Raw genomic sequence first — 17,278 nt, 5'->3', positions numbered from 1 at the left:
GCGCCCGGGCGGTCCGCAGCCCGTACGCCCCCGTGCGTCCCTGTAGGTCCCCGTGCGTCCAAGGAGTGCTCGCGTTTGTCCATGGGCCCGGCGCGGGCGCCCTCACTACGGTCCACCGCATGACCCTGCGTCGCACGAGCATCGTGATCCTCACCGCCCTCGCCGCGACGGCCGCGGGCCCGGCCCCGGCCGCCACCGCGCGGACCGGCACGGCGTACCACGTCGACTGCGCCGCGGGCGACGACACCGCGTCCGGCACCTCCGCCGGGACGGCCTGGCGCAGCGTGGCCCGGGCCGGCCGGCACACCTTCGGCCCCGGTGACCGGCTCCTGCTCAAGCGGGGCACAAGCTGCACGGGGGTGCTGGCTCCCAAAGGTGCGGGTGCGGCCGGCGCCCCCGTGCGCATCGACGACTACGGCCCCGCGCGGGCCGCCAAACCGCGCATCGAGGGCGGCGGCGCCCGCGCGGCCCTGCACCTGGTGAACACCGAGCAGTGGGAGATCCGCGACCTCGACCTGTCCAACACCGGCCCCGCCACCACCACCGAGCGCCGCGCGGGCCTGTACGTCCAGCTCACCGACTACGGCGTGGCCCACCACTTCGTCGTCGACGGCGTCGACGTGCACGACGTGAACGGCGCCGACTTCAAGGACCCCGACCCCTCCGGCGGCATCCTCTTCGCCGTCCAGGGCTCCGCGCGGCCCACCCGCTTCGACGGGGTGCGCGTGACGGACTCCACCGTGCGCCACGTCGACCGCACCGGCATCGGCACCGCCTCCACCTGGGGCCGCGACGCCGACGCGCTCTCCACCGGTGTGCGGTTCCTGCGCAACACGGTGCGGGACGTGGGCGGCGACGGCATCGTCGTGCAGAAGGCGCGGGGCGCGCTCGCCGAGCGCAACCGGGTCGACGGCTTCAACATGCGCTCGGCCGGCTACAACGCGGGCCTGTGGGCCTGGCAGTCCGACGACGTCGTCTACCAGTACAACGAGGTGACGGGCGGCCACGGGACGCGCGACTCCATGGCGTACGACATCGACGGCGGCAACCACCGCAACGTCTACCGCTACAACTACAGCCACGACAACGAGGGCGGCTTCCTCCTGGTGTGCAACGCCGAGGACACCGTCAGCGACGGCAACCGCGTCCACGACAACATCAGCGTGAACGACCGCAACACCGCCTCGCCCTACGGCGTCATCTCCGTGGTGTGCGGCGCCTCCACGGACACCCTGATCTACCGCAACACCGTGGTCACCGACCGCGCCGACACCGCCCTGGTCTCCAACAACGGGCCGACCGGCGTCACCTTCAAGGACAACGTCTTCGTCGGCGCGCCCGGCGCGGGCTCCCCCATCAAGGACACGGTCAGCACCTACGAGGGCAACCTGTACTGGAACACCGCCCAGCCTCGCGACCCGCGCGCCGTCACGGCCGACCCGCGCTTCGCCGCCACCGCGCCGCGCGCCCCCGGCGACGTCCGCCTGCGGCCCGGCTCACCGGCCCGGGGCGCGGGCACGCCGATCGCCGACGGCACGACGCGCGACTACTTCGGCAACCGCATCCCCGACCCGCCCAACATCGGTGCCGATCAGGGAAGGTGAGCCGCGATCGCGGACAGCAGGCGCACCACCCCGGCCGGCCCGTCCACCACCAGGTCGGCCCGCCCGGCCAGTTCGGCGACCTCCCCGCTGCCGCTGCACACCAGCAGCCCCGCCACGCCGTCCGAGCGGAGCTTCTCCACCGCCCCGAAGGCGGGCAGGTCGCCGAGGTCGTCGCCCGCGTACAGGACGGACTCGGCGCCCACCTCGCGCAGGTACGCGCCCAGCGCCACGCCCTTGTCCATGCCCGGCGGCCGCAGTTCGAGGACCATCCGGCCCGGCTCGACGATCAGCCCGTGCCGGGCCGCCAGCTCGGCGAGCGGCGCGCGCAGGGCGTCGAAGGCGGCCTGCGGGTCGCGGGCGCGGCGCGTGTGCACGGCGACGGCACGCCCCTTCTCCTCGATCCAGGTGCCGCGCCAGGCGCCGATCGCGTCGAGGAAACCGGGGAGTTCGGCGCGCACCGAGGCGACGCCCGGGTGCGGTTCGGCGGCGTGCACGGTGCCCGTGACGGCGTCCCAGCGCTCGGCGCCGTAGTGCCCGAGCACGACGAGGTGCTCCAGGCCCGGCACGCCCGCGAAGCCGCCGTAGCGGACGGCGACGCCCGCCGGGCGGCCGGTGACCACGGCGGCCGAGCGCAGCCGGGGCGCGAGCGCGGCGAGCGCGGGCACGGCGTCCGGGTGGGCGCGGGCCTGCTCGGGGTCGGGCACGATCGGGGCGAGCGTGCCGTCGAAGTCCAGGGCCACGACGGCCCGTTCGGGCCGGGCCAGGAGCGCGGCGAGGCCGTCGCGCCCGGCGGTCGTCAGGGGCTCGGGCAGTCCGGACCCGTCCGGCTGCGGATACGTAGGGTCACCCATGGGCCCGACCTTAACGGCGTCAGCGCTCGTCGCGCCGTGACTCCCGTACCCGGCGCAGCCGATTGACCGTAATCGGGTCATGGGCGAGCGCGCGGGCGTCGTCCAGGAGGGCGTTCAGGACCTGGTAGTAGCGCACCGGCACCATGCCGAGCTCCTCGCGGATGGCGCGTTCCTTGGCCCCGGGGCCCGGCCAGGACCGCCGCTCCAGGGCCAGGACGGCGCGGTCCCGCCCGGAGAGCTCCGCCGGCTGCTGCTCGCTCATGGCCTCCACGGTAGCCCCGCCCGCGCCCGGGAACGCTCCGTCGCTACTCGGCGTTCTCCGCGGCCGCCGCGCGGTTCTGGATCCGGGTGAGCACCGAGGAGGGGTCGGCGCCCTTCTCCACGGCCTTGCCGATGTCCTGCTTGACGTCCGCGGAGACCTGCGCCCACGACGTCTTGCCCACCGGGTAGAGCTGCGAGGACGGCAGCTCGTCGAGGAACTTGCCGAGCGGGGTGTGGCCGCGGTCGGCGGCCATCGCCTCGGACGCGGAGCGCGTCACGGGCAGGATGTCGTACTCGTTCGAGAAGTCGAGCACGTTCTTCTTGCTGTAGACGTAGTCCAGGAACTTGCCGGTCTCCTGGCGGTGGCCGTTCTGCTTGAACGCCATCATCCAGTCGGCGACGCCCATCGTGGCCTGCGCCTTGCCGTTCACGCCGGGCGCCGGCACCATGCCGAACTTCACGCCCTTCTTCGCGGCCATCTTCATCAGCGTCGGGTGGCCGTTGAGCATGCCGACGTCGCCGCGGGAGAACGCCGCGAAGGCCTCGGCGCGGTTCATCTTGCCGGGCGCCGTCGGGCCGGTCAGGCCCTCCCCGACGAGGTTGTCGCGCAGCCAGGCGAACGTCTTCGCGTTCTGCTTGGAGTCGATGTCGTACGAGCCGACGTTGTCGGTGTAGCCGCCGCCGCCGCTGAGCATCCACATCAGCGTCTCGGCGGGCGCCTCCTCGGGGCCCAGCGGCAGCGCGTACGGGATCTTCACGCCGCGCGCCTTGAGGGCCTTCGCGTCCGCCTGCAGCTCGCTCCAGCTCTGCGGCGGGGTGAGGTTCGCGTCCTTGAAGAGCTTGGTGTTGTAGAAGAGCAGGCGGGTGGAGGAGGCGAACGGCATGCCGTACTGGGTGCGGTTGACCTCGCCGGCCTGCGCGAGCGGGCCCAGGAAGTCGGCCTGGGTGTTGATCGACAGGAGCTCGTCGGCCTCGTAGAGCTTGCCCTGCGCGGCGTAGTCGGCGTACGCGCCGATCTGCGCCAGGTCGGGGGCGTCGCCCTTCTTGACCATCTCCTTGACCTCGCGGTCCACGTCGTTCCAGGAGTGGACGGTCACCTCGACCTTGATGTCGGGGTTCTCCTTCTCGAAGCCCTCGACCACCTTGTCCCAGTACTTCTGGGAGCTGTTCGCCGCGGAGTCGCCGTAGTCGGCGGCCACCAGCTTGAGGGTGACGTCGCCGGAGTCGCCGGGACCGCCGCAGCCGGCGAGCACACCCGCCATGCCCAGTGCGGCCACCGCCGCGGTCAGTCCTGTCACGCGCCGCTGCACAGCTGTCCCACCCTCATTGCTTCCGCGTCCCGGGGCTTCCCACCCCGGCGCTCTTGAACTGCGATTTTCCCTCTACTGCGGACACAAGGTCTACACCACCCGCGTATCACTTGTGCAACGGCCTCCCCGGCGGTCCCGGCGCCGCCACCGCCGGGCCTGCGGCCATTGCCGCGCGCGCCCGGCTGCTGCTATGCACGTCACGTTCATGCACAGCACACCGGAAATCCCGCACCAGTCCCGCACTGACGAGGAGCCTTGGCGCATGTCGCGTACCGCAGCAGAAATAGCCACCCAGCCCGCATGCTGGCGACGGGCCGAGGAGGTGGCCGCCGCCTTCGACGGGCTGCCGAAGCCGGGTGAGAGGGTCGCCGTCACCGGGTGCGGGACGTCGTGGTTCATGGCCATCGCGTACGCGGCGCTGCGCGAGGCGGCGGGCTTGGGCGAGACCGACGCGTTCGCCTCCTCGGAGTTCCCGGCCGGCCGCTCCTACGACCGGGTCGTCGCCATCACCCGCTCCGGCACCACGACGGAGGTCCTCGACCTGCTCGGGGCCCTCAAGGGCAAGGTCGCCACGGTCGCCCTGACCGCCGATCCCAAGACGCCGGTCATGGACGCGGCCGACGCGGTGGCCGTCCTGGACTGGGCCGACGAGGAGTCCGTCGTCCAGACCCGCTTCGCGACCACGGCGCTGGCCTTCCTGCGCGCCGGGCTCGGCTACGTCCCCGGCGTCAAGACGGTGGCCGAGGCGGCCGTCGACGCGGAGCTCGCGGTGACCGAGCCGCTGGCGGACGCGGTGCTCGGGGCGGAGCAGTGGACGTTCCTGGGGCGCGGCTGGACGTACGGGCTCGCGCTGGAGGCGGGCCTGAAGATGCGGGAGGCCGCGGGCGCGTGGACGGAGGCGTACCCGGCGATGGAGTACCGCCACGGCCCGATCTCCATCACCGGGCCCGGCCGGGTGGCGTGGATGTTCGGCACGCTTCCCGAGGGGCTCGCGGCGGACGTCGCCCGCGTCGGCGGGGAGCTGGTCGCCCGCGAGGAGGCGGACCCGCTGGCGGACCTCGTCCGCGCGCAGCGGCTCGCGGTGGCCCTGGCGGAGTCGCGCGGCTACGACCCGGACCGTCCGCGGAACCTGACGCGGAGCGTGATCCTGACGTAGCCCTGGCGGAACGCCCCGGACCACCCCGGCGCGGGGGCCTCACGCCACGCCTCCCTGCGCCGGGGAGGCCCTGACGCCGGGGCGGGGGCTTCACGCTCGCCCCCTGCGCCGGGGTGGCCCGGGCGCCGGGGCGGGGGCCTCACGCCTCGCTGCCTGCGCCGGGGTGGCCCCCGCCCGGTGCTGAGCGTCTCCCCCGCCTGCCGCTCGCAGGGTGGCAGCCCTGTTCCGCCGCTCCGCGGCGGTCTCCCCCACCCACCCACCCGACTCGCCGCACCGCCCAGCACCGTAGGAGCCGGGCCCCTACGCCCACCGCCCGGTGCAGCGAGTCGGGTGGGTGGGTGGGAGAAAGCCGCCGCGCAGCGGCGGGACAAGCCGTCCCACGCCCACCACACGGACAACCCCGACCCGGACCACCCGGGCCCCTACGCCCACCGCCCGGCGCAGCGAGTCGGGTGGGTGGGTGGGAGAAAGCCGCCGCGCAGCGGCGGGGCAGGACGTCTCACATCCACCGCACGGGCGACCCAGCCCCGGACCACCCGGGCCCCTACGCCCACCGCCCGGTGCAGCGAGTCGGGTGGGTGGGTGGGAGAAAGCCGCCGCGCAGCGGCGGGGCAGGACGGCCCACGTCCGTCGCACGGGCGGCCCAGAGCCGGACCACGTAGCCCCCCCCAACGCCCCCGGCGAGCACAACGTGATCGGGGGAGAAAGCGGGGCAGCGAGGGGGAAAGGGACCTTGGGCCCGGGACGGGACGGCGGAGTGGACTAGACCTCTCGCGGGTGACGCGCGAGACTGTCCGCGTGAGACACGTCATCGCCCTCGATGTGGGCGGCACCGGAATGAAGGCCGCCCTGGTCGCGGCGGACGGCACCCTGCTGCACGAGGCCCGCCGCCCCACGAACCGGGAACGCGGCGCCGACGCCGTCGTCGGGACGATCCTCGACTTCGCCGCGGACCTCCGCGCCCACGGCATCACCCGCTTCGGCGAACCCGCCGCCGCGGCCGGCGTCGCCGTCCCCGGCATCATCGACGCCGAACACGGCATCGCGGTGTACGCGGCCAACCTCGGCTGGAGCGACGTCCCCCTGCGGGACCTCCTCAGCGCCCGCCTGGAGGGCGCCCCCGTGGCCCTGGGCCACGACGTCCGCACGGGCGGCCTCGCCGAGGGCCGCATCGGCGCGGGCAAGGGCGCCGACCGCTTCCTCTTCGTCCCCCTGGGCACCGGCATCGCCGGCGCCATCGGCATCGGCGGCGCCATCGAACCCGGCGCCCACGGCTCGGCGGGCGAGATCGGCCACATCGTCGTACGCCCGGACGGCCCGCCCTGCGGCTGCGGCCAGCGCGGCTGCCTGGAGCGCCTCGCCTCCGCCTCCGCGGTCAGCAAGGCCTGGGCCGAGGCGAGCGGCGACCCCGCCGCGGACGCCGCGGACTGCGCGAAGGCCGTGGAGTCCGGCGACCCCCGCGCCCAGGAGGTCTGGCAGAACGCCGTCGACGCGCTGGCCGACGGCCTGCTCACCGCCCTCACTCTGCTGGACCCGCACACGCTGATCATCGGTGGCGGTCTGGCCGAGGCGGGGGAAACCTTGTTCACGCCGCTGCGCGCCGCCGTCACGGCCCGCATCGTCCAGTTCCAGACGCTGCCGGACATCGTCCCCGCGGCCCTCGGCGACACCGCCGGGTGCCTGGGCGCGGGCCTGCTCGCCTGGGACCTCATCGACCGCCAGACCGACACCCCCCACCCCACGGAGGTAGCCACCTGATGGCCACTAGCAAGGTTCTCGCCGGTGCACAGGTGGTTCTCCCCACCGGGACCCTGACCGACGGCCGCGTGATCGTCGACGGCACACGCATCGCCGGGAGCGCTCCCAGGGACGCCGAGACCGTGGACCTCACCGGCCACTGGCTGGTCCCCGGCTTCGTCGACATCCACAACCACGGCGGCGGCGGCGCCTCCTTCACCTCCGGCACCGTCGAGGACGTCCTCAAGGGCGTGCACACGCACCGCCTGCACGGCACGACCACCGTCGTCGCCTCGACCGTCACCGGCGAGATGGACTTCCTGATCCAGCGCGCCGGGGTGCTCTCCGAGCTCGCCGAGCAGGGCGACATCGCGGGCATCCACTTCGAGGGCCCCTTCATCTCGCCGTGCCGCAAGGGCGCGCACAGCGAGAGCCTGCTGCGCGACCCCGACCCCGCCGACGTCCGCAAGCTGCTCGACGCGGCCCGCGGCCGGGCGAAGATGTTCACCCTGGCCACCGAGCTGCCCGGCGGCATCGACTCCGTGCGCCTCCTCGCCGAGCACGGCGTGATCGCGGCCGTCGGCCACACGGACGCCTCGTACGAGCAGACGGCCGAGGCCATCGACGCGGGCGCCACCGTCGCCACGCACCTGTTCAACGCGATGCCGCCGCTGGGTCACCGCGCGCCGGGCCCGATCACCGCGCTCCTGGAGGACGAGCGGGTCACCGTCGAGCTGATCAACGACGGCACGCACCTCCACCCGGCCGCCTTCGAGCTGGCCTTCCACCACGCGGGCGCGGCCCGCGTCGCGCTGATCACCGACGCCATGGACGCGGCCGGCTTCGGCGACGGCCGCTACATGCTGGGCCCGCTGGAGGTCGAGGTGAAGGACAGCGTCGCGCGGCTCGTCGAGGGCGGCTCGATCGCGGGCTCCACCCTCACCCTGGACCGCGCGTTCAAGCGCTCGGTGACCGTCGACAAGCTGTCCGTCGAGGACACCGTCCGCGCCCTCTCCGCCAACCCCGCCCGCCTCCTCGGGATGTACGACACGGTCGGCTCGCTGGAGCCCGGCAAGGACGCGGACCTGGTGGTCCTCGACGCGTCCTTCGACGTCAAGGGCGTGATGCGCAAGGGCGAATGGGTGGTTGCACCCTTTTAGCCCCAACACGGGTGATGTGAGCACCCGTTCATCCCCCACGGATCATCTCGTGTCATCTCGTGCGGAACACAAGGCGGTTGGCCCTCCCCTCTGGGCCAACCGCTTTCCGTTTGGCATGATCAGCACCCTAGAGAGGCCGGTGGAAAGGTACTTCGGGGGTGGCCAGGATGATCCTCACCGTCACGCTGAACGCCGCCCTGGACATCACCTACCGCGTGCCCGCCCTCGTCCCGCACGCCTCGCACCGCGTCACCGAGGTGACCGAACGCCCCGGCGGCAAGGGCCTGAACGTCGCCCGGGTGCTCGCCGCCCTCGGCCACGACGTGACCGTCACCGGCTTCGCGGGCGGCGACACCGGCCGCACCCTGCGCGAGCGCCTGGCCGCCGAGCCGCGCGTCACCGACGCCCTCGCCCCGGTCGCCGGCGCCACCCGCCGCACCCTCGCCGTGGTCGACGCGACGACCGGCGACACCACCCAGCTCAACGAACCGGGCCCGGCCGTCACCCCCGCCGAGTGGACCGCCTTCCTGGGCGCGTACGAGGAGCTGGCGCACCGACCGGGCCTGGCCGCGGTCGCCCTGTGCGGCAGCCTGCCCCCGGGCGTCCCGGTGGGCGCGTACGCCCGGCTCGTCCGCGCCGCCCGCACGGCCCGCGTCCCCGTCCTGCTGGACACCAGCGGGGAGCCGCTGCGCCGCGGTGTCGCCGCCCGCCCCGACCTGGTCAAGCCCAACGCGGACGAGCTCGCCGAGCTGACCGGCTCGCACGAGCCGGGCCGGGCCACCCGCGACGTCCGCCGCAGGGGCGCGCACGCCGTGGTCGCCTCGCTGGGCGCCGACGGCCTGCTCGCCGTCACCCCGGACGGCGCCTGGCGCGCGCTGCCCCCGAAGCGGGTCCACGGCAATCCGACCGGCGCCGGCGACTCGGCCGTCGCGGGACTGCTGTCCGGGCTCGCCGAGGGCCTGCCGTGGCCGGACCGCCTGGCCCGCGCGGTCGCCCTGTCGGCGGCCACGGTCGCGGCGCCGGTGGCGGGCGAGTTCGACCCCGCCACGTACGAGGACCTGCTGCCGCGGGTCGCGGTGGGCGAAGCCGTGACCGCGCACACCTAGGGCGGCCTCCCGGGCCGCCGCCACACCGAGCCGTATCCGCACCGAGCCGTATCCGCACCGCACAACGGGGCGCAGCGCCCTGGGATTTGGGGAGCACCGTGCCACTGGTCAGCACCGGAGAACTCGTCGCGAAGGCCCGCGCCGCGGGGCACGGCGTCGCCGCGTTCAACGTCATCACCCTGGAGCACGCGGAGGCGGTCGCCCTCGGCGCCGAGCGGGCCGGGGCGCCCGCGATCCTGCAGATATCCGAGAACGCCGTGAAGTTCCACGGCGGCCGCCTGGCGGCGATCGCGGCGGCGACGACCGCGGTGGCCCGCGCCTCGTCGGTGCCGCTGTCCCTGCACCTGGACCACGTCACGGACGTCGAGCTGCTGCGGGCCGCGCACCCGGAGGGCTTCAGCTCCGTCATGTTCGACGCGTCGAAGCTGACGTACGGCGAGAACGTGAAGGCGACGGCGGACGCGGTGCGCTGGGGGCACGAGCGCGGCATCTGGGTGGAGGCGGAGCTCGGCAAGGTGGGCGGCAAGGAGGGTGAGGCGCCGCTGGACGCGCACGCGCCGGGGGTGCGGACCGATCCGGCGGAGGCGGCCGCGTACGTCGCGGAGACGGGCGTGGACGCCCTCGCGGTGGCGGTGGGCTCCTCGCACGCGATGACGGAGCGCACGGCGGCCCTGGACCACGCGTTGATCGGTTCCCTGGCGGCCGCCGTGCCCGTCCCGCTGGTCCTGCACGGCTCAAGTGGCGTGCCGGACGCGGAGATCCGGCAGGCCGTCGCGTCCGGCATGGTGAAGATCAATGTCGGCACGGCCCTCAACACGGCGTTCACCGGCGAGGTCCGCGCCCACCTGACGGCGCACGAGAAGGGCGTCGACCCCCGCAAATACCTCGCCCCGGCCCGCGAGGCGATGGCCGGGACGGTGGCGGGATTCCTGGGGCTGCTCTCCTAGCCCCGGCCGGGGCCCCGGGAAGGGGCCCCCGGGAGGGGACGCGCGACTAGCCGTTGCTGCCCTCGACGAGCCACATCTGGTCGATGTTGGCCCCGACGCTCCCGCACAGGTTGCTCTGGTCGCAGGTGAGCGTCACGGTGTTGGTGCCCTTGGTGAGCTGGACCACCGCCCAGGTGTTGGTCCAGCCCTTCTCCCAGTCGTCCTCCTCGGCGCCGGAGAAGTTCTTCATGTTCAGCGGCCGGGTCTGCTTCTTGCCGTTGACCAGGATGGTGGCGTTGGAGTCCTTGCCGGGCACGCCGTAGTTCACGCGCAGGCTGTACGCACCGGCCTTGGGGATGCCGTTGACGGTCCAGGTGAGCTGGGCGCCGACCTTGTCGAACCCGGCCACGTAGACCCCGCCGGCGGCCTTGGCGCCGTCGATGTCGGACGCGGTGGTCGTGCCGCCCTCCAGCTTGAGGGCCTTGGCGTCCGTCTTGGGCAGGTCGACCTTGTCGTCGGGCTTCTTCGACGGCTTCTCGCTCGGCGAGACGCTCTGCGCCTGCGAGGGCTCGCCGCCCGGCTTCGCCTCGTCGCCCTTGTCGTCGTCGTTGCCGGTGAGCAGCGCGGCGCCGATGCCGAGCGCGACGACCGCCACCACGGCGACCGCGGCGATCAGCAGGCCCTTGGTGTTGGGCCCGCGGCCCCGGCCGCCGCCCGCGGGCGCGTACTGGGGGGAGGCGACGGGCGTACCGCCGGGCTGTGCCTCGGGCGCGGTGTAGTGCGCGTTCGGCTGGCCGTAGCCCTGCTGGCCGTGCTGCTGCGGGACCTGCTGGCCGTAGGTCTGCTGGCCCTGCTGGGGCGCGTACGGCCTGCGGTCGCCGACTGCTCTGACCTGGTTGTACGAGGAGCGGGGACCCGGGTACCCGTAGCCACCCCCGCCGCTGGGCGGGGTCGCTCCGGCCGCCTGTCCGTCCTCGTACAGGTAGCCGAACGGATCGTCGTCGCCCTGCGGCGCGCTCGGCGTGTTGTCGCCGTTATTGCCGGGCGTCATTCCCAGGTCACTCCCTCACATCGCTGACGCGGGGAGCCTACCCGGTCCGTGCGGGGCCAAGGGGTGGCGTGGGCCTCATCCAGGGCGCTATCCGGCCCGGCGGTGCTGTTTGGCACGCGAGCGTTTCTCCACGTACATCCGCTGGTCGGCGGAGTGCAACACTTCGTCCGCCGACATCCCGCAGTGGGCCCATCCGATGCCGAAACTCGCCCCCACCCGGACCGCACGGCCGTCCACCCGGATCGGCGGGATGATCGCGTTGCGCAGCCGGACGGCGAGGTCCTGGGCGTCGGCCCGGCCGAGGCCGTCGGCGAGGACGACGAACTCGTCGCCGCCGAGCCGCGCCACCGTGTCCCCGTCCCGCACGCCGCTGGTGAGGCGCCTGGCGACCTCGATGAGGACGGCGTCGCCGGTGTGGTGGCCGAACCGGTCGTTGATCGACTTGAAGCCGTCGAGGTCGCAGAAGAGGACGGCGAGGCCCTTGGTGCCGTCGTCCACGTCGTTCTCCCCGCCCTCGGGGGCGACGGTGTGCACGTGGTGGTCGAAGCCCTCGTCCTGCTGGGCGGAGGGGCCGAAGTCGAAGCCGTGCTCGTAGGCGGCGTCGAGGGAGTCCACGGCGCTGGGCTGGCCCGCATGGGGCCTGCGACAGAGCCGGGCGCTGAGCCGGGCGCGCAGCTCGGCGGAGTTCGGCAGGCCGGTGAGGGAGTCGTGGCTGGCGCGGTGGGCGAGCTGCAGCTCGCGGCGCTTGCGCTCCTCGATGTCCTCGACGTGGGTGAGCAGGAAGCGGGGCCCGTCGGCCGCGTCGGCCACCACGGAGTTGCGCAGGGACACCCAGACGTACGTGCCGTCGCGGCGGGCGAGGCGCAGCTCGGCGCGGCCGCCCTCGGCGGAGGTGCGCAGGAGCGTGCCGATGTCCTCGGGGTGCACGAGGTCGGAGAAGGAGTAGCGCCGCATGGCCGACGCGGGCCTGCCGAGGAGGCGACAGAGCGCGTCGTTGGTGCGCAGGATCCGGCCGTGCTGGTCGCCGCCCATCTCGGCGATGGCCATGCCGGAGGGCGCGTACTCGAAGGCCTGGCGGAAGGACTCCTCGCTGGCCCGCAGTGCCTGCTGCTCGCGCTCCAGGCGGACCAGGGCGCGCTGCATGTTGGCCCGCAGCCGCGCGTTGCTGATCGCGATGGCGGCCTGGAAGGCGTACATCTGCAGGGCCTCGCGGCCCCAGGCGCCGGGCCTGCGGCCGTTGCGCGGGCGGTCCACGGAGATCACGCCGAGCAGTTCGCCGCCGGCCGCGCCGGTCGCGTACATGGGCGCGAAGAGGCGGTCGGAGGGGTGCCACTCGTCCTCGAAGCGGGGCTCGGGCCCCTCGGTGTACCACTGCGGCACGTCGTCGTCGTCGAGGACCCAGCCCTCGGTGTACGAGATGAAGCGCAGCGCGCCCCAGGCCTCGCCCATGGCGAGGCGGCGCTCCCAGGCGTCGCGGGAGCCGACGCGGCCGGTGATCAGGGCCTCCGCGGAGGGATTGCCCGCGAAGGCGGCCACGACGAGATCGCCGTCCGGGCGCACGAGGTTCACGCACGCCAGTTCATAGCCAAGGCCGTTGACGACGCCGTCGGCGACGGTCTGCAGCGTGTCCGCCAGGCTCCGGGCGGTGTTCAGTTCCGCTACCACCTGGTGCAGCTGCCGCAGGGTCGCAAGACGGACGTACGGCTCCGACTCGGTCTCCATGCTCGTTCTCCCCGAGACCTCGACAGCAACTCCAGGATGCGCAGCGCCCGCAGTGTTCTTTCGCCCTTGTGCCCTCAGTGTCTTATTGCCACCGTCACTGAATCACAGCGAGCTCTCCACTCGGTACACAGGGTCAACAAAATATGGGTCCTGTGACTCAAGTCACAGGTGGGGAGCCGCCGTTGGTCCAGACCCTTGGGCTAGTCCACCTCATTTCACGGCACCGCGTGCCACATTCCGGAGTTCTTTACCTACAGCGGGTGATCAACACCGTCGGCGGCCGGGCTCGGCCCCGGGACCTAGGTCCCGGATGGTCCCACAGCCCGATGTTTCGCGGATGATCCACGGGCTAGCGTCCCTCTCGTGGCTCACGTACTGAAGACTCTTCCGGCCCCGCCCGCCCCCCACGTCCCGTCACCGGGTGGGCATGCTGATGGGGTGAGCAACGACGAGTTCCGCGCGGCGATGTCCCGTCTGGCGGCGGGTGTGGTCCTGGTGACGGCGCGCGAGCCCGGCCTGGACCCGGACGACCCGACCGCCCCGGCGGGCGAGGACGTGGGCATGACGGCCACGGCCTTCCTGTCCGTCTCCCTCGACCCGCCCCTGGTCATGGTGAGCCTGCGCGAGGGCTCCCGGATGGACGACCTGCTCGCCGAGCAGCCCCTGTGGGCGGTCTCGGTGCTCGCGGAGAGCCAGCGCCACATCGCGGGCCGCTTCGCGATGAAGGGCCGCATCAGCGACCGGCTCCTCTTCGAGGACATCCCCTACGTACGGGGCGCGGCGTCCGACGCCCCGCTGATCGGCGGCGCGCTGTCCACGCTGGAGTGCCGGACCGAGCAGACGGTGACCGCGGGGGACCACACCCTGGTCATCGGCCGCGTCCTGACCGCGTCCCTCCCCAGCGCGGACGGCGGCCCCCTGACCTACTTCCGCGGCCGCTACCGCGGTCTGGGCTAGCCCCAGCCCTGTCCCGAGCGCCCCCGCTTGGTCTCGCTGCGGGCCTTCTTGTTGCGCAGGCGGCGTTCGTTGATGCCCCGGGGCACCTTCGTGGCGCGCCGCGGCTTGGGCGGCGGCGCGGTCGCCTCGGCGAGCAGGGAGGCGAGCCGGACCGCGGCCATCTCCCGGTTGCGCCACTGCGAGCGGTGCTCGCTCGCCCGTACGCTCACGACCCCGTCGACGAGCCGGGAGGCGAGCCGCTCCAGGGCGCGCTCCTTCCACACCGCGGGCAGCGCGTCCGTGTTCGCGAGGTCGAACCGCAGCTCGACCTGGGAGTCGCTGGTGTTCACGTGCTGCCCGCCCGGCCCCGACGACCGCGAGAAACGCCACATGAGCTCGGCCTCGGGCAGGGAGACGGAGCCGCGGATGACATGGGGACCGGACATGCCCCCATGGTCCCGCGCCTGTCGGGTTCGCGTCACGCTCTTTTTCCGCGCGGCGCTTTCCGTGCGGTGCGAAGAGGCCGCCCGGGGCCGCAGGTAAAGAAAGTAAAGCCGAGTGGAACCTTGGGGACCCCGGTCGGCGTTGGTACCAGTGAAGGTAGCTTCGTCCCCAGTACGAAGCCCGTGCGCGCCGCCCCTACGGCGGCGCGTGATTAACGAGGGAAGGGACTCCCAACAATGGCAGTAAGCCTGTCCAAGGGTGGCAACGTCTCGCTCACCAAGGAGGCTCCGGGCCTGACCGCCGTCACCGTGGGCCTCGGCTGGGACGTCCGCACCACCACTGGCACCGACTTCGACCTGGACGCCTCCGCCATCGCGGTGAACACCCAGGGCAAGGTCTTCTCGGACCAGCACTTCGTCTTCTTCAACAACAAGGCGACGCCGGACCAGACCATCGTCCACACCGGTGACAACGTCACGGGCCAGGGCGAGGGCGACGACGAGCAGATCAACGTGAACCTCGCGGGTCTGCCGGCCGACATCGAGAAGATCGTCTTCCCGGTCTCGATCTACGACGCCGAGAACCGCTCGCAGAACTTCGGCCAGGTCCGCAACGCGTTCATCCGCATCGTGAACCAGGCCGGCGGCACCGAGATCGCGCGCTACGACCTCTCCGAGGACGCCGCCACCGAGACCGCGATGGTCTTCGGCGAGCTCTACCGCAACGGCGCCGAGTGGAAGTTCCGCGCCGTCGGCCAGGGCTACGCCTCGGGCCTGGTCGGCATCGCCCAGGACTTCGGCGTGAACGTCTGAGACGACGTCACCGGCCCCTGACGGCCGGTCGGTTCGCAGGGCCCCGGCAGCACACGCTGCCGGGGCCCTGCGGCGTCCCCGCCCGCCGCCCCGCACCGCACCGCCCGCCCCGCACCGCCCGCCCCGAGCCGCCCGCCCGGCCCCGCGTCCGGCCCGGGGGTTGTACAGATCGCCGACTATTATGGATACTTGAATAGTCGGCAAGACCGAAGAGCCGAGATCCAGGGGGAACCATGACCGTCGCGCCCACCGCGTGGACCCGCGCCGCGCTCCCCCTCTGCCTGCTCGGCATCCTCGACGCCGAGCCGCGCAGCTACGGATACGCGCTGCTCAGCCGCCTCGGCGACGCGGGGCTCGACGGCGTGAAGGCCGCGACCCTGTACCCCGCGCTCGCCCGCCTCGAGGAGGCGGGCGCCGTCGAGGTCGAGTGGGGCGCCGGAGACGGCGGACCCGGACGGAAGTACTACCGGATCACCGAGCAGGGGCGGGCGAGGCTGCGGCGTGACCAGGCCGCCTGGGGGGACTTCTCCCGGACCGTCGCCTCCCTCCTGCCGGTGCTGGGGGAGGAGAAGAATGACCAGGACGCACACGCCTGAGCTCAGCTGGGCGCGCAAGGAGGACGAGGACTGGGCCGCCGCCGTGCACGTGCGGCTCGCCCTCGACGAGGACGTGCCCGTCGGGTTCGCCGAGGAGATGCTCGCCGAGGCCCACCAGCTGGTCGGCGAGGCGGGCGAGCCCGCCGCCGAGGTGCTCGGCGACCCCGCCGCGTACGCCCGTACGGTCGCCGCCGAGCGCGTCAGCGAGCGCTACCGGGCGCGCATCGACACCCACGGCATGCGCCCCGGGGAGCGGATCGCCGCCTCGGTCGGCACGCTCGGGTTCCTCGTGTTCGCCCTCTTCGGCCTGACCTGGATCCAGGACGGCCTGTGGGTGCCGGTGAGCCCGTCCTCCCTCGCCGGGTTCCTGGGCGTCGCCCTGGCCGCCCTCCTCGGCTGCGTCGCCTTCGCCGCCCGCGCCGCCGGACTGCTGCGGGCGCTGTGGTGGTTCCTCGGGACGGCCGCCGCCGCCCTGGCCGGCGGGATCGCGCTGGCCGACGCGCTCTCCGACGAGCGGCTGTTCCGGGTGCCCGCCCCGGTCCTCATGCTGGCCGGCGCCGCGTGGGCGGCCTGCGCCTTCGTCGTGCCCGACGGCCGGATCGACCGCTGGTTCACGCCCGCGCGCCCGGACGGCGGCCCCGACGACGAGCGCTGGCTGGCCCGTCTGCAGAGCCTGCTGCGCGGCCGGCACGGCATGACGGCGGCCGAGGCCCGCGGCCACGTCGGGGAGGCCCGCCAGCACCTGGCCGCCGCCCCGCGCGAAGGCCGCGCCGTGGACGTCTTCGGTGACGTCGAGATCTACGCCCTGCGCCTGTCCGAGGGCCCGCGCAGGAAGCAGCGCGTCACCCGCCAGAAGCTCTGGGCCGCCCTGGCCTCCACCGTCCTCTTCGGCGTCCTGGCCGTGGACATGCTGCTCGACGCCCAGGACCGGTCGTCCGGCTGGATCGCCTGCTACGTCGGCGCGTTCGGCTGCTCCGCCTGGGGCGCGGTCTCGGAGTGGCGCACCCTGCGCGAGCAGCGCGCGGCCCTGCCGGACGCGTGAGGCCCCGGGGCGGGTCCGCCCGCTCCCGGGCGGCACGTCCTAGCCTGCCCGCATGATCCTCGAACCGCTCACCGCCGTCGACGGCGCCCTGCCCGGCCACCTGCTCACCGAGGTGACCGCGCTGTACGCGTCGAACCACGCGTTCTTCGCGCTCGGCGGCGACTTCCCCGACCCGGACGACATCCGCGTCGAGCAGGTCGCCGGGGCCCTCGCGGACGAACTCGCCCACCCGGACGCCGAGGTGCTGCTCGCCCGCTCGCGCGGGCGGCTCGTGGGCCTCGCCGTCACCCTCGCCCGGCACCCCGACCCCGCCGACCCCGACCCGTGGATCGGCCTCCTGATGGTCGACGCGGGCCTGCACCGCACGGGCGTCGGGCGGGAGGTGGCGACGGCGGTCGAGGAGCGGTTCCGGGCGGCGGGCCGGGACGCCGTGCGCCTGGCCGTCCTGGAGAACAACCCGGACGCGCTGCGCTTCTGGACCGCGCTCGGCTACCTCGTCGTCGGCCACCGCGAGGACCGCGCGCTGCACCGGCCCTGCGCGGTCCTGCGCAAGACGCTCTGACG

The 17,278-nt window shown here is 73.7% G+C and carries 17 protein-coding genes; 11 read left to right on the top strand and 6 right to left on the bottom strand.

Annotated elements, in window-relative coordinates:
- Nucleotides 1-119: 119 nt before the first annotated feature.
- A complete protein-coding gene (locus ACFYXE_RS22295; RefSeq protein ID WP_389314886.1) occupies nucleotides 120-1,604 on the top strand; it encodes a right-handed parallel beta-helix repeat-containing protein in 1,485 nt (494 codons plus the stop codon).
- Here ACFYXE_RS22295 and otsB read toward each other — a convergent pair.
- Genes otsB through ACFYXE_RS22280 form a run of 3 tightly spaced genes read right to left on the bottom strand, consistent with a single transcriptional unit; the run spans nucleotide 1,592 to nucleotide 3,978 of the window.
- Nucleotides 1,592-2,455, bottom strand: a complete 864-nt coding sequence (otsB, locus tag ACFYXE_RS22290) for a trehalose-phosphatase (RefSeq protein ID WP_389314884.1) — start codon at nucleotides 2,453-2,455, stop codon at nucleotides 1,592-1,594. The genes ACFYXE_RS22295 and otsB overlap by 13 nt on opposite strands.
- Nucleotides 2,456-2,474: 19 nt before the next feature.
- On the bottom strand, nucleotides 2,475-2,717 hold the full coding sequence (locus ACFYXE_RS22285) for a DUF3263 domain-containing protein (RefSeq protein ID WP_361180344.1): 243 nt from the start codon (nucleotides 2,715-2,717) through the stop codon (nucleotides 2,475-2,477).
- A gap of 43 nt (nucleotides 2,718-2,760) precedes the next feature.
- Nucleotides 2,761-3,978, bottom strand: a complete 1,218-nt coding sequence (locus tag ACFYXE_RS22280; protein WP_389315528.1) for an extracellular solute-binding protein — start codon at nucleotides 3,976-3,978, stop codon at nucleotides 2,761-2,763.
- Nucleotides 3,979-4,288: 310 nt separating this feature from the next.
- Here ACFYXE_RS22280 and ACFYXE_RS22275 point away from each other — a divergent pair, with 310 nt between their 5' ends.
- The 5 genes from ACFYXE_RS22275 to ACFYXE_RS22255 all read left to right on the top strand — a co-directional run bounded on the left by ACFYXE_RS22275 (nucleotide 4,289) and on the right by ACFYXE_RS22255 (nucleotide 10,132).
- A complete protein-coding gene (locus tag ACFYXE_RS22275) occupies nucleotides 4,289-5,182 on the top strand; it encodes an SIS domain-containing protein (RefSeq protein ID WP_389314881.1) in 894 nt (297 codons plus the stop codon).
- 798 nt (nucleotides 5,183-5,980) lie between these two features.
- Entirely contained in the window at nucleotides 5,981-6,940 is a 960-nt protein-coding gene (locus ACFYXE_RS22270) for an ROK family protein (RefSeq protein ID WP_389314879.1), read from the top strand.
- Nucleotides 6,940-8,079, top strand: a complete 1,140-nt coding sequence (gene nagA / locus ACFYXE_RS22265; protein ID WP_361180347.1) for an N-acetylglucosamine-6-phosphate deacetylase — start codon at nucleotides 6,940-6,942, stop codon at nucleotides 8,077-8,079. Before ACFYXE_RS22270 ends, nagA begins: the two co-directional genes overlap by 1 nt.
- Nucleotides 8,080-8,246: 167 nt before the next feature.
- Nucleotides 8,247-9,185: a 1-phosphofructokinase family hexose kinase gene (locus ACFYXE_RS22260; protein WP_389315526.1), complete on the top strand. Its 939-nt coding sequence runs from the start codon at nucleotides 8,247-8,249 to the stop codon at nucleotides 9,183-9,185.
- A gap of 98 nt (nucleotides 9,186-9,283) precedes the next feature.
- The gene (locus tag ACFYXE_RS22255) at nucleotides 9,284-10,132 is read left to right on the top strand and encodes a ketose-bisphosphate aldolase (protein ID WP_389314876.1); all 849 of its coding nucleotides are present in this window, start codon (nucleotides 9,284-9,286) and stop codon (nucleotides 10,130-10,132) included.
- A 46-nt stretch (nucleotides 10,133-10,178) separates the two neighbouring features.
- Here ACFYXE_RS22255 and ACFYXE_RS22250 read toward each other — a convergent pair whose 3' ends face one another.
- Both ACFYXE_RS22250 and cdgB read right to left on the bottom strand, forming a co-directional pair.
- A complete protein-coding gene (locus tag ACFYXE_RS22250; protein ID WP_361180349.1) occupies nucleotides 10,179-11,162 on the bottom strand; it encodes a carbohydrate-binding protein in 984 nt (327 codons plus the stop codon).
- Between the two features lie 87 nt (nucleotides 11,163-11,249).
- A complete protein-coding gene (gene cdgB, locus ACFYXE_RS22245) occupies nucleotides 11,250-12,884 on the bottom strand; it encodes a diguanylate cyclase CdgB (protein WP_389314874.1) in 1,635 nt (544 codons plus the stop codon).
- 465 nt (nucleotides 12,885-13,349) lie between these two features.
- On the opposite strand from cdgB, the gene ACFYXE_RS22240 reads away from it, so the two are divergent.
- Nucleotides 13,350-13,841 carry a flavin reductase family protein gene (locus ACFYXE_RS22240; protein ID WP_389315524.1) on the top strand — a complete coding sequence of 164 codons (492 nt, stop codon included), beginning with the start codon at nucleotides 13,350-13,352 and terminating at the stop codon, nucleotides 13,839-13,841.
- On the opposite strand, the gene arfB is transcribed toward ACFYXE_RS22240, so the two are convergent.
- Nucleotides 13,838-14,266, bottom strand: a complete 429-nt coding sequence (gene arfB / locus ACFYXE_RS22235) for an alternative ribosome rescue aminoacyl-tRNA hydrolase ArfB (protein WP_361181696.1) — start codon at nucleotides 14,264-14,266, stop codon at nucleotides 13,838-13,840. The two genes, ACFYXE_RS22240 and arfB, sit on opposite strands and share 4 nt — an antisense overlap.
- 234 nt (nucleotides 14,267-14,500) lie before the next feature.
- On the opposite strand from arfB, the gene ACFYXE_RS22230 reads away from it, so the two are divergent.
- The 4 genes from ACFYXE_RS22230 to ACFYXE_RS22215 all read left to right on the top strand — a co-directional run bounded on the left by ACFYXE_RS22230 (nucleotide 14,501) and on the right by ACFYXE_RS22215 (nucleotide 17,276).
- Nucleotides 14,501-15,076, top strand: a complete 576-nt coding sequence (locus ACFYXE_RS22230) for a TerD family protein (RefSeq protein ID WP_055696644.1) — start codon at nucleotides 14,501-14,503, stop codon at nucleotides 15,074-15,076.
- A gap of 233 nt (nucleotides 15,077-15,309) precedes the next feature.
- Nucleotides 15,310-15,672: a PadR family transcriptional regulator gene (locus ACFYXE_RS22225; RefSeq protein ID WP_389314871.1), complete on the top strand. Its 363-nt coding sequence runs from the start codon at nucleotides 15,310-15,312 to the stop codon at nucleotides 15,670-15,672.
- The gene (locus tag ACFYXE_RS22220) at nucleotides 15,650-16,714 is read left to right on the top strand and encodes a hypothetical protein (protein ID WP_389314869.1); all 1,065 of its coding nucleotides are present in this window, start codon (nucleotides 15,650-15,652) and stop codon (nucleotides 16,712-16,714) included. The genes ACFYXE_RS22225 and ACFYXE_RS22220 overlap by 23 nt, the downstream gene beginning before the upstream one ends.
- 52 nt (nucleotides 16,715-16,766) lie before the next feature.
- Nucleotides 16,767-17,276, top strand: a complete 510-nt coding sequence (locus ACFYXE_RS22215) for a GNAT family N-acetyltransferase (RefSeq protein WP_389314867.1) — start codon at nucleotides 16,767-16,769, stop codon at nucleotides 17,274-17,276.
- The last annotated feature ends 2 nt before the right edge of the window (nucleotides 17,277-17,278 follow it).

It is taken from the genome of Streptomyces sp. NPDC002564, assembly GCF_042889645.1.
Taxonomy (GTDB): Bacteria; Actinomycetota; Actinomycetes; order Streptomycetales; family Streptomycetaceae; genus Streptomyces.
Note: the sequence above shows the minus strand (reverse complement) of the source record. Positions and strands in the feature narration are given on the sequence as shown.

Bases quoted from the DNA above. Each gene is read 5' to 3' on its own strand.
- nagA (WP_361180347.1), top strand. From the start codon at position 6,940: ATGGCCACTAGCAAGGTTCTCGCCGGTGCACAGGTGGTTCTCCCCACC.
- cdgB (WP_389314874.1), bottom strand. From the start codon at position 12,884: ATGGAGACCGAGTCGGAGCCGTACGTCCGTCTTGCGACCCTGCGGCAG.
- ACFYXE_RS22260 (WP_389315526.1), top strand. From the start codon at position 8,247: ATGATCCTCACCGTCACGCTGAACGCCGCCCTGGACATCACCTACCGC.
- ACFYXE_RS22275 (WP_389314881.1), top strand. From the start codon at position 4,289: ATGTCGCGTACCGCAGCAGAAATAGCCACCCAGCCCGCATGCTGGCGA.
- ACFYXE_RS22285 (WP_361180344.1), bottom strand. From the start codon at position 2,717: ATGAGCGAGCAGCAGCCGGCGGAGCTCTCCGGGCGGGACCGCGCCGTC.
- ACFYXE_RS22280 (WP_389315528.1), bottom strand. From the start codon at position 3,978: ATGGCGGGTGTGCTCGCCGGCTGCGGCGGTCCCGGCGACTCCGGCGAC.
- ACFYXE_RS22240 (WP_389315524.1), top strand. From the start codon at position 13,350: ATGTCCCGTCTGGCGGCGGGTGTGGTCCTGGTGACGGCGCGCGAGCCC.
- arfB (WP_361181696.1), bottom strand. From the start codon at position 14,266: ATGTCCGGTCCCCATGTCATCCGCGGCTCCGTCTCCCTGCCCGAGGCC.
- ACFYXE_RS22295 (WP_389314886.1), top strand. From the start codon at position 120: ATGACCCTGCGTCGCACGAGCATCGTGATCCTCACCGCCCTCGCCGCG.
- ACFYXE_RS22220 (WP_389314869.1), top strand. From the start codon at position 15,650: ATGACCAGGACGCACACGCCTGAGCTCAGCTGGGCGCGCAAGGAGGAC.
- ACFYXE_RS22215 (WP_389314867.1), top strand. From the start codon at position 16,767: ATGATCCTCGAACCGCTCACCGCCGTCGACGGCGCCCTGCCCGGCCAC.
- ACFYXE_RS22250 (WP_361180349.1), bottom strand. From the start codon at position 11,162: ATGACGCCCGGCAATAACGGCGACAACACGCCGAGCGCGCCGCAGGGC.
- otsB (WP_389314884.1), bottom strand. From the start codon at position 2,455: ATGGGTGACCCTACGTATCCGCAGCCGGACGGGTCCGGACTGCCCGAG.
- ACFYXE_RS22230 (WP_055696644.1), top strand. From the start codon at position 14,501: ATGGCAGTAAGCCTGTCCAAGGGTGGCAACGTCTCGCTCACCAAGGAG.
- ACFYXE_RS22225 (WP_389314871.1), top strand. From the start codon at position 15,310: ATGACCGTCGCGCCCACCGCGTGGACCCGCGCCGCGCTCCCCCTCTGC.